A 14395-nucleotide genomic window follows, 5' to 3' on the forward strand; every position below is an offset into this window, starting at 1 on the left:
CCAGCAACAAGATCGGCATTAATGTTGTAGGACTGTCCATCCTGCCCCACCCCGATAGGTGCAATTACAGGAATGAAGTCACTGTGAATCAACATATCAATCACGCTGGTATCAATACTGGTTACGCGGCCTACATAGCCCAAATCAATCATTTCCGGTGCATCAACGCCAAGTTCTTCCTGTGAAGCAAATTTCATCTTTTCAGCAAATATCAGACTACCGTCTTTCCCCGTCAAGCCGACAGCTCGTCCACCATGGTTATTGATCAGATTAACAATGCTTTTGTTCACTTGGCCGCCGAGCACCATTTCAACAATATCCATGGTCTCGTTGTCTGTGACCCGCATACCATTAATAAATTCGGACTCTTTTCCGATCTTTGCCAAAAGCTGGCCTATTTGCGGACCACCACCATGAACAATGACAGGATTAATACCAACAGCTTTCAACAACACAACATCGCGGGCAAAACTGTTTTTCAACGTTTCATCAATCATGGCATTACCACCATATTTGATGACCAGTGTCTTACCGGAAAAACGTTGGATATAAGGCAACGCTTCAGTCAGAACCTGAGCAATATGTGACGCTTTTTGTGTATTCAAACTCATTAAAAATTTCTTCCTTGTCCCGCACAGTCTGTTTAGTGCAAGCTTTTTTTATTGTTTTTGCTTATGTAAAATAACGACCAACTATAATTCGTTTTTGTCGTTAACAGCGTAAGATTAAAAATTAAGACTTAGATTAGGTTTCACCTGCAGCATCTGCTGAATAAATTGCTGTTTTATCTGTTCCAGATCTTCTTCAGTTTCTGCTTCAAATCGCAACGTGAGACCGGGAACAGTATTTGATGCTCTAACAAGTCCCCAGCCATTGCTAAAATTCACCCGCACACCATCAATGGTGATAACTTCGCCATCATCGAACTGTGCATTTTGTGTAAATTGTGTCATAAACCGACGGCATTCTGCTGTATCTAAATCAATTAAAATTTCTGGAGTGCTAACACTTTGCGGTTGTGCAGCAAAGATTTCTGTTGCGCCACGACGTTGTGGATCATCGGCAATCAGCGCCAGCAGGCGGCAGGCGGCAAATAAAGCATCATCAAAACCATACCAGTTATCGGCAAAAAAGATATGTCCACTCAGCTCACCCGCTAATTTTGCCTCATGTTTGAGCATTTCGGCCCGTATTAATGAATGGCCCGAAGCGCACATCATTGCCTTACCACCTGCCTTGGTAATAACCTGCCTCAACAAGCCCGTACTTTTGACATCATAAACAATGGTCGAACCTTTATGGCGTTTCAGAATATCGCTGGCAAACAACATCAGCAAACGATCCGGCCAGATAATTTCACCCTCTCCGTCAACCACTCCCAGTCTATCGCCATCTCCATCAAACGCCAGTCCAATATCAAGATGTTTCTCACGAACCAGTTTAGAAATATCCTGCATATTTTGCGGTTGGGCCGGGTTGGGATGATGATTGGGAAAGTGACCATCAACTTTGCAAAACAGTTCATGCACCTCACAGCCTAATGCGGTTAGCAACTGCGGAACCACTTTACCAGCAATACCATTTCCACAATCCACACCGACTTTTAGCGGGCGGGATAAAGGAACAGTCTGTTTTACTTTTTCAATATAACTAGCAATGATATCTGCCTGTCGTAACTGGCCCTCCCCACTATAAAGTCGAGAATGCTGTATACGATGATAAATGCCCTGAATAGCATCACCAGACAATGTTTTGTCATTGATAACAATTTTCAGACCATTGTAGCCCTGTGGATTATGACTGCCCGTCACTACTACGCCACAATGTGTCCGCATGTGCTGCGAGGCAAAATAAACAAGAGGGGTTGGTACCGCTCCAATATCAGTAACATCACAACCACTGGCCAGAATACCTTCGATTAATGCATCACTGAAACTCTCACTGGAAAGCCGACCATCCCGCCCGACGATAATCCGGGTCTGCTCCTGATGCTGTGCCTCCGTACCTATGGCAAGCCCCAAGACCCGCATAATGGGTTCACTTAATTGGGTGCCGACAATACCCCGAATATCATAGGCCTTAAAAATAACCGGTTTAATATCTACTGGCCTGACTCTATCTACTGACTCGGTTTTACTCACTTTGGGAGCGGCTGCGCGTATTACCGCAGGAGGCGGCGTATTATCGATATTAACTTCATTTTCTGTATATTCTACTGGCCGTGGGCGTGCTCCAATTTGCGCCTGTTTTTTTGGTTTTAACGTACTGAACCGGTTTATCACCAGCCAGCATAAGGCACAAACAATAATGGCTAACATGAGCAATGCAGGCCAGGCTGCTGTTTTAGCCACCCCTTCAGCAGGCCAGAATGCCAGGCGCCAGTAAGCTCCGGGTAATGCCTGAGTAAAAACAGGACTGGAATGCTGAGCTTTACCATCGCCTTGTTCGATCAAAGTCAGCCAGTTTTGGGCCCCTTGCTGTAATGCCAGACTACCTGTACCAATCGATAAATAACGTTCACGCAGCTTATCCTCCAGCTCAGTCATTTGCAGGCTAAGCACCAGATAGCCTGCTGCATCCAGCTTCTTGGTCAGTAAAATATGCGCCTGAGGCGTATTTGGCTGCATAACAGCAATATCAGCCATACCTTGCATGTCTGCCTGGCGCAGACTATTAATAGTGCCAAAACTGACCGGAATACACGCGTCGGATGTTGGAGCAGCAGGTATAAAGGAAATAACACATGAGGTTGATGCATCAGGCCAGCCAAAAGCTACCGGGTCCTGTGCATTTTCCGCCGACATCTCGTTAAAACGTTGCTGCCAGTCTTGTAGCATATCGATCATACCGGATGCAGCGAGCGCCAGCTTTTCCGTTTGTGTCTGGTTGAATGCTTCTGAAGCTGACTGCTGTTGGTAATCATTAATCCGGATTGCTGCTGCCACCCCGGAAAGAACAATCAAAATCAACAGCAGAATGGCCAGCGAACTCAGCCTTCGGCGAAATAGCTTCAGATTTTGCAGTTTCAGCAGCACGGTTGTGCTCAGCTTCTGCCAGTATGGCCGAAGCCGCCGCTACCACGTTCACTGGCAGTAAACTCGGTGACCTGCTCAAATCCTACTTGCACTACTGGGACGAACAGCATTTGTGCAATACGCTCCCCCACTACGATTTCAAAGGGCGTATCCCCCCGATTCCAACAGGATACAAAAATTTGTCCCTGATAGTCGCTGTCGATAAGGCCCACCAGATTACCTAATACAATGCCGTGTTTATGTCCAAGGCCTGAGCGCGGCAAAATCATCGCAGCCAGGGAGGGATCGTCAATATGAATGGCAATTCCGGTCGGTATCAGAATGGTTTCGCCAGGACGTAATATCAGATTTTCATCCAGGCAGGCCCTCAGGTCCATTCCGGCAGAACCCTCGGTGGCATAGTCCGGCAGTTCAATGGATTTGCCCAGTCTCGGATCGAGAATCTTAAATTGAATTTTTTGCATGATAACGCTCTGTTATTAATGTTATGAGTTCGCGTGCAATTTCAAGTTTCGGAGCTTCAGCCAAGGACTTATGCCCACCTTCCCAGAAAATTTCCAGCGCATTGTTATCCTGACCAAAAGCCAGTCCATCCCCCACTTGGTTCGCTGCGATCAAATCCAAACGTTTTTGCTGTAATTTATGTTGTGCATATTGTTGCAAATCATCTGTCTCAGCAGCAAAACCAACGACCAGCTCCGGCCGCTCATCGGCATTGGCAACCGATGTAATAATATCGGGATTCAAACGAAGTTGCAGTGATAAATCATCATCAGCCGTTTTTTTTAATTTAGCTGAAGCAGGATGCGTGGGACGATAATCTGCTACTGCTGCACAACCGATATAAATTGCCGTACCAGCTAAGTTTTGCATAACAGCGTCAAACATTTGTTGAGCCGTTTCAACCATTATACGGCTGCAACCAGACGGGGCTTCCAAAGCCACCGGCCCAGATATCAGGGTGACCTTTGCACCCATCTCAACGGCTGCTTGCGCCAGGGAATAGCCCATTTTCCCTGAGCTGCGATTAGCAATAAAGCGAACCGGATCAATTGGTTCATGCGTAGGTCCTGCAGTAATGACTACCTGTTTTCCTGTCAGAGGACCGGTCTGCAACTTGCGGCTCAGATGCATCACAATATTTTCAACAGCCATTAGGCGACCTTCGCCCTGTTCCCCACAGGCCTGATCACCGCTTTCAGGACCAATAAATTCCACACCGCGTTGTTTTAGCAGTTGGCAGTTTTGCTGGGTTGCGATATGTGACCACATCTTATTATTCATTGCCGGTGCCACCATCAACGGTGCTTCAGAGGCAAGACATACCGTGGAAATCAAATCATCCGCCAGGCCATGAGCCAGTTTCGCCAGACAGTCAGCGGTTGCGGGAGCAATCAGGATCCAGTCTGCCCAACGCGCCAATTTAATATGACCCATTGCAGCTTCTTCATCAGCATCAAAGAAATTCAATGACACGGGATTACCACTGACCGTTTGCAGCGTAAGTGGCGTAATAAACTGCGTTCCACCATCACTCATCATTACCCGTACTTCAGCACCGTATTCTTTTAATCTTCGAATTAAATCTGCTGATTTATAGGCTGCAATACTGCCGGTAACGCCAAGAAGAATACGTTTTCCCTGAAAAGCATTTGTCTCAATCATGCTGTATTTTTGCCTATGGCTAAATCACGTAAACTTAAATCATCCAACACAGTATTCTGTGCTTCATTAATTTCAGAAAAGAATGCTTCAATACTGGGCTCAGTGTGTTGCTGTAATGTTGAAATACCCACTTCCTCGGCACTACGTAAACAAAACAAAATTTCACTGACTAAAATTTTGCTGACATCACCGGCCATAGTAAAGGAATCTTTATCTCCAGCCACCTCTACGATAAAGCCACCTTCCTCCAAAATGTCCAATAATTCCTCTAAATTTTCACTACTTAACGTGGTGAGCTTCTCCAGTTCCGAAAGGCTGTATGCCGGCTTTTTTTCACAAAAGCGACGGGCAATAATGGTCATTAACCACAAGCCCTTTTTCTCACGTAATCGTGGACTCAAAACCAGGGTTTTTCCGCCCATCAATACAAATCTTGGATGCTGAAGATAAAAAGCTACCTGAGATCCGGTCAATAAAATATACCAGCCAAGATAAAGCCAGATCATAAAGAAAAATAAAATCGCAAAACTGGAATAGATTGCCGTGTAATTGGATGATGAAGCTACAAAAGTCGCAAACAAAGTTCCCAGTCCAATCCATAGTGCTCCGGCCACCATTGCACCACCCAGGGCCGGCCCAAGTTTCACTTTGGTATTAGGAATGAAGGTATAGAGAAAGGTAAAGGCGAGCACAATCATAAAATAGGGTAACAATTTGCTGAGTATCAGTAGCAATGTTCCAAATGGTTCGATTGATTGTAAGGTCGAGACCACATCATTATCCATCACCGTTGCGGCAATTCCTAAAGCGGAGAAGACCAATACCGGCCCGATCATCACAACGCTCATATAATCAGTGAACCGACGTGCAAACGACCTTGATCTTTTGACCCGCCACACAAAATTAAAAGCACTTTCAACTTTCTGTACCAAAGCAATAATTGTGTAAAACAACATGCCCAAACCAATCGAACCCAGCACGCCAACTTTGACGTTTTCTACAAAACCAATAATGCCGGAAGTCATTTCCCCTGCTTTTTCACCGAGTGGGGCCATAAAGTTGAGCAGTACGGGTTCTATTTGGTTATGTACTCCAAACGCTTTGAGCACCGAGAAAGCAACTGCAATCAACGGTACTAATGATAATAAGGTGGTAAATACCAGGCTCATTGCCCGCAGGTTTAATTCTCCGGTCGACAGTTGTCTCGCCATCACATAAGTCACTCGACCCGCGTGCCGTGTCAAACGTTTTAGTTTGCTGGCGCCTTCAGTCGTTTCCTGCCAAAGCTGAACCTGGAAAAAATGTTTTAACTTGTCTATATAGTCTTTCATACTGGTTATCATCCTGATGGCAGGTTTATCCATTAAACTGGATTATCAATGTCAATGAAATAGTGTTGCAGGCCAAATTTCAGAGCAAGATGCTCTCCCAAGGATTTAACACCATAACGTTCTGTAGCATGGTGCCCTGCTGCGATGTAATGAATTCCAAGTTCTCTGGCCAAATGTGTTGTCTGCTCTGAAGCCTCTCCACTGATAAAGGCATCCAGACCTGACTCTGCTGCCTGCTGAATATAGCCTTGTGCAGCACCGGTACACCAGCCAACTGTTTTTATTAAACGATCATGACCGGCAATAATGGTAGGTTTTCGATCCAGTTGACAGGCGATATAGGATGAAAATTCGTCTAATGTTTGTGATGTTGCTAGTTTCCCCTGAAAACCGATAGCGGGTTCTCCAGTACCGGCAATAAATCCATCAATTTCTATATTCAGTATTTTCGCCAGTTGTACGTTATTACCAAACTCGGAATGGGCATCCAAGGGCAGATGGTAGCCAATAAGATTCATGTCATTATTGATTAACATTTTCAAACGTTGGTATTTAATGCCTGTCACTGTGGGAGCTTCGCCACGCCAGAAATACCCATGATGAACCATAAGGGCATCAGCATTGTGCTCCACAGCCGCTTCTAACAAAGCCTGACTTGCCGTTACGCCGGTCACCAGAGTATTTATCTCTGGTTTACCTTCTACCTGTAAACCATTCGGACAATAGTCCTGAAATCTCGATACTTCCAATTGCTCATCAAGATAGGCGATCAGCTCTGCTCGGGTTATCATTCAATTACTCCATAAAAACTCTGGGGTCTGTTGATCTTTCAAAGCCATCACTGCGGGAGACTCTGAAAGATCAACAGACCCTGGCCACTATACCAAACGGGAGTCGTTAAATGGATGCTGTAAGTATTATTGCGCTGAGTATGGGGGCCGCCTGGGCCAGTGGTATCAATTTATATGCTGCGGTATTTATGCTGGGTTATATGGGCACAACAGGGCATATGGTTTTGCCGACAGAGTTGCAGGTTCTCAGTGACCCTCTGGTGATGACGGCCGCAGCAGTAATGTATTGTGTGGAATTTTTCGCTGATAAAGTGCCTTGTGTCGATACCGGCTGGGACACTCTGCATACCTTTATCCGTATTCCGGCTGGTGCCATGTTGGCGGCAAGTGCAGTAGGAGATGTCAGCCCGGCAATCGAATTAACAGCAGGTCTGCTGGGCGGGAGCCTTGCTGCCGCAACCCATGCCACTAAAGCCGGCAGTAGATTAATGATCAATACCTCACCAGAACCTTTCAGCAACTGGGCAGCCTCAATTACCGAAGACTTGCTGGTGATTGCCGGTTTGTGGACGGCCCTCACTCATCCGCTGTGGTTTCTTGCGGCACTAATTGTTTTCATCATGTTAATGATTTGGTTGCTACCGCGTTTATGGCGTTTAATCAAAACGGTTTTACAATATATTGGAAGCTGGCTGGGATGGTGTGAAAAACCGCAAACGACGAAAACAGCAACAAGTGATCAATCCGCTGAAGCCATAGAGATTAAATCTGTATCCGATAAATACGAAAACTAACGTCGGCGATACACCACGCCATGTGGCGTGCGTTGCAAATCAAATGCATCGGTGTAACCACTAATCGTTTCCGAAGCACCTAAAAACAGGTACCCACCCGGGTTTAATGCCTGGGCCAAACGGGTAAGAATATCTGTCTTGCGTTGCATCGAAAAATAAATCAACACATTACGGCACAGGATGACATCAAACCGACCCAATCCAGTATAGCTTTGCAACAGATTCTGTTCCCTGAACTGAACCCGCTGTTTAACTTCATCGACAATTTGCCAGCGGCCTTCAAAGGGTTTGAAAAACTGTTGACGTCTCGCGGGGGAAATTCCTCTTATCAGGGCATGTTCTTCATAAACACCCCGTCGTGCCAATGCAAGCATGCTGTTAGAAATATCGGTGGCAATAATTTGTGTGCTTTTAAGTTTGCTATCCGGCTTTTTACGAATATATTCATTGAGGATCATACTGATCGTATAAGGCTCCTGCCCCGAAGAGCAGGCTGCTGACCAGATTCTGCAGGGTGCTGTAACCCGCGTTTCCAAATCCGCCAACGTCATTTTTTCAAATACTTCAAACGGCCCGCCATCTCTGAACCACGACGTTTCATTCGTTGTCATCGCATCAATAACCGCGTCTCGCAAATGACGTGGGTGACCACGCTGTATCGCATTTAACAGATCGGCAACTGAGGGAATATTTTCATCACGTAACAGCTTGGTGAGACGGCTGACAATTAAATATTGTTTGCCATCACCCAAAACAATGCCGCAGGCCTGTTCCAAAAAAAGTCGAAACCGTTCGTAATCGGTCTGACTAATATCATTTCCTTGTAACATACCTGAGTTTTGCCCACCTTAATTGTTTCGTTCTATAACATTTAGCGGTCAATATGCTTAAATGTTTAGCCGTTATAATTTAACCATACTCTGATTGCTTATATGCCAAAAAACAAGCCCAACATACAGCGACGCAATATTTTGATTACCGGATGTTCGAGCGGCATTGGTTTGGAGGCTGCCAGAATATTACATCGGCGGGGGCATAATGTGATTGCGACAGTCAGAAATCCTGTCGATCAAATCATGCTTTCACAAGCCGGCATCAGCAATTTATCTTGCGACTTGGCAAACAGTGAATCGATAGGCGGCATGGTTGAGGCAGCAATAAAAGCATTCGAGGGTAAAGTCGATGTGTTATTTAATAATGCTGCTTACGGTCAGCCAGGCGCAGTGGAAGATTTGACGCGGGACGCGCTCCGTGAACAATTTGAGACCAATGTGTTTGGTACTCAGGAACTGACTAACCTGGTGATAAAACAGATGCGCCAGCAGGGATCTGGCAGAATCATCTATAACAGCTCTGTATTAGGGCTCATTGCCTTACCCTATCGGGGCGCATACAACGCCAGTAAATTCGCCATCGAAGGTTTGGCTGATACCTTGCGTTTGGAGTTAAAAGGTACAGGTATTACCATTTCGCTCATCGAACCTGGCCCAATAACCAGCCAGTTCAGGCAAAATGCTTTTACCAAATATCAGCAGCATATTAATAAAGATACCAGTGCTCATAAGGCCAGCTATACAGCAATGGAAAAACGCCTGTTAACGCCAGGGCCAGCAGCACCTTTCACCCTTCCAGCCAAAGCAGTAGTTGATAAGTTAGTACATGCCATAGAAGCCGATCGACCAAAGATTCGTTATTACGTTACTTTTCCGACGTATCTGTTTGCGTATCTCAAACGCGTTTTACCTGCCAACGCTCTGGATTGGGTACTCCGCAAAGTTTCTCGTGATGAACAACAGTAGATTGCGCACATTATTTTCACTCCGTGATATGCCATAATCGCCGGCATATTGCTTCCCATGGATGAGATATAAATGGCCAGGATGTCAAAACTTCAACTTCATTGGAAAACGGCCTACAGCATTTTTTTTGGCAGTTGCCTGACCGGCTTCATCATTCTTTGCCTTATCGGTTATTTAAACTTTCAGCAGGGTCTTTTTGAAAAAACACAACTGCTGACTATCTATCTCTTGCCACTCGTATTGATTCTGCTGTTTTCTCTGGCCTTAACATTATGGGTATTGCGACGTCTATCCCAACCGTTAACTCAGATTGAACACATATCGCTGGCCCTTCCTTTATTGTCGGCAAAAAAATATCAGCAGGCCCGCCAGCTTTTATCAGAAACAACTTTCAGCAGTATTGATCAGGAAGTTATCGAGCTGTCGAACCTGACTCATCAACTGATAAATGTGCTGGATCATCTCGATCAGCACCGACGACTGCGCAATCAGCAGGTTCAGATTAAGAATCGTGAGCTGCGTAAAGATCGTGACTTCATAAAAAGCCTGCTTGATACCGCCCAGTTAATCGTTTTAACCATTGATAAAAAATTTGATATTTCGCTGTTTAACGATTATGGCGAACAAATTACCGGCTATAACAAAAATGAAATTCTCAATACCAATGTCGCCAGAATGTTTCCTGCCAGTCATTGGACTGAGGCCAATATCCATTTCAATGAATTACTGGCCGGTCATCAGCGAATAGCCCAACAAGATGCCGAACTCATTGATAAAAACGGTCTTATCCGGCAGATTTCCTGGCTGCATTCGCGCCTCGAACATGATAATCAGCAAGCGGTAATTTTATCGGTTGGCCTGGATATGACTGATAAAAAAGACGCTGAAAAACGCATTATCTGGATGGCTGAGCATGATCCTCTGACCGACTTATGTAATCGACGTAAATTTATTGAAGAGTTCGAAAAATCGCTGCGTATGGCTATTCGGTATCATCACCACAACACGCTGCTGTATCTCGATTTGGATCAATTCAAGGACATCAACGATACCAGTGGTCACCGGGCCGGTGACGAACTGTTGATTCTAGTTGCCCGTGCCCTAAAACGGGTTACCCGTTTTACTGATCTGGTTGCCAGACTGGGGGGAGACGAGTTTGCTATTTTAATGCCTGAAAGCGACTCAGCAGGTGCTATCACATTGGCAAAAAAAGTAATCCATGAGCTGAGCACCATTCAGCTCGAATATGGTGCAGTTCACCACAAAGTATCCACCAGCATCGGTATTGTGCACTTCCCGTTACAGGATGCCAGTATTCATGAACTGATGGGGTTTGCCGATCTGGCAATGTACCAGGCCAAAGCTTTTGGTAAGGGCAGTTTCCATACTTTTTCACCTGATGATCGTACCCGAGAGCAACTGCAAGCCCGAGTGTTATGGAAACATCGAATTGAACAGGCTCTGGAACAGGATCTGTTTGTGTTGTTCTATCAGCCGATTCTGGAATTGCAGACGGACAAAATAGAACACTACGAAGTTTTACTGCGAATGCGGGATCCTGGCACCGGTGAACTGCGACTACCCGGGAAATTTATTCAAATTGCTGAACAGGTCGGTTTGATTCAGCAGATAGATCATTATGTTATCCACCACGCTCTGCAGCAACTGGGGGCATTGCAAAAGCAGGGAAGAAACGTTTGTTTTGCTATAAACCTCTCTGGATTGGTTATTGATACCTCTGTGTTATTGCCTTTACTGGAAAACACAATTGCCGAACATCAAGTCAATCCCAACGGCATCATTTTTGAAATCACTGAAACAGTAGCCGTCTCTAATCTGCAGCAAGCCAAAGCCATGATGCAGGCAATAAAAGCATTAGGCTGTCGGTTTTCCCTTGATGATTTTGGCGTCGGGTTTTCCTCATTTAACTATATGCGGGAACTGCCCGTCGATATCATCAAAATTGATGGCATCTTTATTAAAAATCTGGATAAAAATGCCGATGATCAACTTTTTGTCAAAGCATTAGTTGATGTCGCCAAAGGGCTGAATCGCCAGATTACCGCTGAGTTTGTCGAAAATGCGGAAATATTAGCGCTGTTAAGAGGCTATGGGGTGGATTTTGCTCAGGGTTATCACATTGGACACCCACAACCAGCGTTGCTTGATAGTACTACCTGGTCAGAGTCAGTTTCTAAATAACATTTCGTTGATTGTGCGCCTCATGCTTGTGCAGCCGAGACACCACTTCGAATCATCTTGGTGCAAAAAACATCTTTCCACACCAACCTAAAACGCTAACCAATTGATACTAAAGCATAAAGCAAGTCAGGCATAAAACATGCTAACTGCTTACCTGTTTACATCAATTCAATCTGGAGCGTTTATGTCTTATCTCATACCAAGTGAATTTACCAAAAAAATGGTCGATGCCGGTGAATCAAAGCTCAAAATGGCTACCCGGGACGTATTAATTCGATCTTATATGGCTGGGGCTATCCTGACTCTGGCTGTGGCATTCGCGGTGACTGCTGCGGTACAGACCGGTTTGCCGATTGTTGGCGCGTTAGTTTTCCCTGTCGGATTTGTTTTACTGAATTTATTGGGCTTTGATTTGCTGACAGGTGTATTTGCATTAGTACCATTAGCCTTATTGGATAAACGTCGTGGCTGCAGCTTTAACGGGATGTTAAAAAACTGGTTACTGGTAGGCATTGGTAACCTTTTTGGTGCCTTAACCACTGCGCTGTTAGTTGGTATCGCCTGGACCTTTGCATTTACCACTGAACCCGGCGCAGCTGGTCAGGCCATAGCCAAGGCTGCTGAGGCACGGACCTTGGGATTTGCCGCACACGGCGGTGCGGGTTGGTTAACCGTTTTTGTCGCTGGCATTCTGTGTAACTGGATGGTTTCTACCGGTGTTGTCGGTGCGATGTTATCCAATTCAGTAGCCGGCAAAGTGGTCGCAATGTGGTTGCCTATTGCAGTGTTTTTTGGACTGGTTTTCGAACACGCCGTCGTTAACATGTTCCTGTTTCCGATGGGCATGCTGATGGGTGCAGATATCACCATTGCTGACTGGTTATTGTGGAATGAAATCCCGGTTATTTTCGGTAATCTTGTCGGCGGCTTGGTTCTGACTGGTGGCATGTTGTATGCCACACATTACAAAACCGGTGCACCTACCGCTGAGTTTTCAGAAAAAATGAATTGATTTCCTCGTTGGCCTGGCACCGGAAAGTGGTGTCAGGTTTTTTATTCGAACAATAGATTTTGGAGTAACAATGAATAAACTTGCTATGACGCAAGCCATCATGGTGGCAAAAGAAACGAAAGAACTGACCTGGGAAAAAATCGGTGAAGCCATTGGCATGTCATCTGAGTGGACGGCATCAGCCTGCCTTGGAATGAACAGCATGCCAGCCGATACCGCCAAAAAACTGTGTCAGTCACTGGATCTGGGCACTGAAGTGGAACTGGCTCTGCAGAAATACCCAAACAAGCAATGGGACCAAACGGTTCCTACCGATCCTTTGCTATATCGTCTCTATGAAATGATGTCGGTTTATGGTCCGACCATTAAAGAGATTGTGCATGAAAAATGTGGCGATGGTATTGTCAGTGCTATTGATTTTGCCATGAATATTGAGAAAAAACCTGATCCCAAAGGTGATCGGATTGTCATTACACTTGATGGAAAGTTTCTGCCTTATAAGTCGTGGTAAACAAAAAAAGGTGCACTGTTGATTACAACAGTGCACCTTTTAGTGTTAAGACCTGTTTATCGGTTTGGACGAGCATATACATAGACCAGATAATAGGTCATCGCTACAAAGCCTGCGCCGCCAACAATATTACCGAGAGTGACCGGAATAAGGTTGCCCATTAAACCGGCAAAATCCAACGTTGCTAACTGGGCGGCATCAAAATGTCCGGCTGCCACAATTGCCTGGTCAGTTGCTGCAAGCATCGCAATTGGGATCATGTACATATTGGCAACCGAATGTTCAAAGCCCATGGCCACAAATCCGGAGATGGGAAATAATACGGCCATCACCTTATCGGTCACACTGCGGGAGGCATACACCATCCAGCTGCTTAAACAGACCAGTACATTACAGAGTAAACCGCGTATGAAAGCCTCGGTGAGTGAATGATCTACTTTTAACAAACCAGTTTTGATGGCCGTCACCCCCACACCGTAATTTCCATCTGTCAGATAACCAGATAGATACACCAGATATACTGTAACCAGTGCACCCACCAGATTGCCGACATAGACAATACCCCAGTTACGCATTAAGGACTTGAAGCTCACCTGTCCTTTGGCATAGGCCATTACCACCAGCGTATTCCCGGTAAACAGTTCGGCTCCAGCAATTACCACCAAAATGAAGCCCAGAGCAAATACCAACCCACCTGCCAGTCTTGCAAGGCCATAGGCGGTACTAGCATCGGTTATCACCACCGTGTAATACATAGCAGCAAACGAGATAAATGCCCCAGCCATCAGGGATAGAATGACCAATGGAATAAGCGCCATATTGGCCTTATCCACACCGACGGTTTTGACTTTTTCCGCGACTTCCGCTGGCGTGAAAGCATCGACAAACTTGCCGAAATCAGACATGAGTTAGTTACCTGTGAGAAATGGGGACAAAGTCAAGCATTATATCAGTGACTTGCTGCGCTTTGCTGGGATTCCATTCCCAAATTAAGCAATGATTATTGAGGCTCAACAGGCAATACAGGCGAAATAATCTTTAACCAAAGTCTGAATCATGGTTTCATTAAACTATCGAGTTGGGTCAGTTTTACCCAACTCGATAAATGATTCCCGTTTAAACAGGGTCTGTTGCTCTTTCATCTCCGCCTCTGTTGTGAGCTGAAAAAACGTCAATCAAGGCACGAGGAGCGGCTTTTAGTTATTCTAAATAAGTGACGAGCAACGCAGACCGGCGCGCGCCTCCCTGGCGCGCC

Annotated in this window: 13 protein-coding genes; 5 read left to right on the forward strand and 8 right to left on the reverse strand. The window is 45.5% G+C overall.

What is annotated here, in order from left to right:
* The 6 genes from argB to B3182_RS11750 form a co-directional block, all read right to left on the reverse strand.
* Nucleotides 1-611: acetylglutamate kinase (argB, locus tag B3182_RS11725; protein WP_292752842.1), on the reverse strand; the 611-nt coding region annotated here is incomplete at its 3' end.
* 114 nt (nucleotides 612-725) lie between these two features.
* Entirely contained in the window at nucleotides 726-3035 is a 2310-nt protein-coding gene (locus B3182_RS11730) for a phosphomannomutase/phosphoglucomutase (protein ID WP_292356181.1), read from the reverse strand.
* Between the two features lie 8 nt (nucleotides 3036-3043).
* On the reverse strand, nucleotides 3044-3499 hold the full coding sequence (dut, locus tag B3182_RS11735; RefSeq protein WP_318988368.1) for a dUTP diphosphatase: 456 nt from the start codon (nucleotides 3497-3499) through the stop codon (nucleotides 3044-3046).
* Complete coding sequence (gene coaBC, locus B3182_RS11740) at nucleotides 3480-4700, reverse strand: bifunctional phosphopantothenoylcysteine decarboxylase/phosphopantothenate--cysteine ligase CoaBC (RefSeq protein ID WP_292356179.1); 1221 nt, start codon at nucleotides 4698-4700, stop codon at nucleotides 3480-3482. The genes dut and coaBC overlap by 20 nt, the downstream gene beginning before the upstream one ends.
* Nucleotides 4697-6031: a YihY/virulence factor BrkB family protein gene (locus B3182_RS11745; protein WP_292356177.1), complete on the reverse strand. Its 1335-nt coding sequence runs from the start codon at nucleotides 6029-6031 to the stop codon at nucleotides 4697-4699. Before B3182_RS11745 ends, coaBC begins: the two co-directional genes overlap by 4 nt.
* A 32-nt stretch (nucleotides 6032-6063) precedes the next feature.
* Nucleotides 6064-6822 (reverse strand): Nif3-like dinuclear metal center hexameric protein, encoded by a 759-nt coding sequence (locus tag B3182_RS11750; RefSeq protein ID WP_292356175.1) that lies wholly within the window; start codon nucleotides 6820-6822, stop codon nucleotides 6064-6066.
* Nucleotides 6823-6932: 110 nt separating this feature from the next.
* Here B3182_RS11750 and B3182_RS11755 point away from each other — a divergent pair, with 110 nt between their 5' ends.
* The gene (locus B3182_RS11755) at nucleotides 6933-7616 is read left to right on the forward strand and encodes a DUF4126 domain-containing protein (RefSeq protein WP_292356173.1); all 684 of its coding nucleotides are present in this window, start codon (nucleotides 6933-6935) and stop codon (nucleotides 7614-7616) included.
* Here the strand turns inward: B3182_RS11755 and B3182_RS11760 are convergent.
* Nucleotides 7613-8446, reverse strand: coding sequence for a CheR family methyltransferase (locus tag B3182_RS11760; protein WP_292356170.1), 834 nt, complete (start codon nucleotides 8444-8446; stop codon nucleotides 7613-7615). The genes B3182_RS11755 and B3182_RS11760 overlap by 4 nt on opposite strands.
* 102 nt (nucleotides 8447-8548) lie before the next feature.
* Between B3182_RS11760 and B3182_RS11765 the strand changes: the two genes are divergently transcribed.
* The 4 genes from B3182_RS11765 (at nucleotide 8549) to cynS (ending at nucleotide 13140) form a co-directional block, all read left to right on the forward strand.
* Entirely contained in the window at nucleotides 8549-9415 is an 867-nt protein-coding gene (locus B3182_RS11765) for an SDR family NAD(P)-dependent oxidoreductase (protein ID WP_292752845.1), read from the forward strand.
* 72 nt (nucleotides 9416-9487) lie between these two features.
* On the forward strand, nucleotides 9488-11617 hold the full coding sequence (locus B3182_RS11770; RefSeq protein ID WP_292356166.1) for a putative bifunctional diguanylate cyclase/phosphodiesterase: 2130 nt from the start codon (nucleotides 9488-9490) through the stop codon (nucleotides 11615-11617).
* Nucleotides 11618-11801: 184 nt separating this feature from the next.
* Nucleotides 11802-12629, forward strand: coding sequence for a formate/nitrite transporter family protein (locus B3182_RS11775; RefSeq protein ID WP_292752848.1), 828 nt, complete (start codon nucleotides 11802-11804; stop codon nucleotides 12627-12629).
* Nucleotides 12630-12699: 70 nt separating this feature from the next.
* Nucleotides 12700-13140, forward strand: a complete 441-nt coding sequence (gene cynS, locus B3182_RS11780) for a cyanase (protein WP_292356162.1) — start codon at nucleotides 12700-12702, stop codon at nucleotides 13138-13140.
* 56 nt (nucleotides 13141-13196) lie between these two features.
* Here the strand turns inward: cynS and B3182_RS11785 are convergent, their stop codons facing one another.
* Complete coding sequence (locus B3182_RS11785) at nucleotides 13197-14045, reverse strand: formate/nitrite transporter family protein (protein WP_292356160.1); 849 nt, start codon at nucleotides 14043-14045, stop codon at nucleotides 13197-13199.
* Between the last annotated feature and the right edge of the window lie 350 nt (nucleotides 14046-14395).

The sequence above is a fragment of the Methylophaga sp. UBA4204 genome, from assembly GCF_002379485.1.
Lineage (GTDB): Bacteria > Pseudomonadota > Gammaproteobacteria > Nitrosococcales > Methylophagaceae > Methylophaga.

Bases quoted from the DNA above. Each gene is read 5' to 3' on its own strand.
- B3182_RS11750 (WP_292356175.1), bottom strand. From the start codon at position 6,822: ATGATAACCCGAGCAGAGCTGATCGCCTATCTTGATGAGCAATTGGAA.
- B3182_RS11760 (WP_292356170.1), bottom strand. From the start codon at position 8,446: ATGTTACAAGGAAATGATATTAGTCAGACCGATTACGAACGGTTTCGA.
- B3182_RS11745 (WP_292356177.1), bottom strand. From the start codon at position 6,031: ATGAAAGACTATATAGACAAGTTAAAACATTTTTTCCAGGTTCAGCTT.
- B3182_RS11765 (WP_292752845.1), top strand. From the start codon at position 8,549: ATGCCAAAAAACAAGCCCAACATACAGCGACGCAATATTTTGATTACC.
- dut (WP_318988368.1), bottom strand. From the start codon at position 3,499: ATGCAAAAAATTCAATTTAAGATTCTCGATCCGAGACTGGGCAAATCC.
- B3182_RS11785 (WP_292356160.1), bottom strand. From the start codon at position 14,045: ATGTCTGATTTCGGCAAGTTTGTCGATGCTTTCACGCCAGCGGAAGTC.
- cynS (WP_292356162.1), top strand. From the start codon at position 12,700: ATGAATAAACTTGCTATGACGCAAGCCATCATGGTGGCAAAAGAAACG.
- B3182_RS11755 (WP_292356173.1), top strand. From the start codon at position 6,933: ATGGATGCTGTAAGTATTATTGCGCTGAGTATGGGGGCCGCCTGGGCC.
- B3182_RS11775 (WP_292752848.1), top strand. From the start codon at position 11,802: ATGTCTTATCTCATACCAAGTGAATTTACCAAAAAAATGGTCGATGCC.
- B3182_RS11770 (WP_292356166.1), top strand. From the start codon at position 9,488: ATGGCCAGGATGTCAAAACTTCAACTTCATTGGAAAACGGCCTACAGC.
- coaBC (WP_292356179.1), bottom strand. From the start codon at position 4,700: ATGATTGAGACAAATGCTTTTCAGGGAAAACGTATTCTTCTTGGCGTT.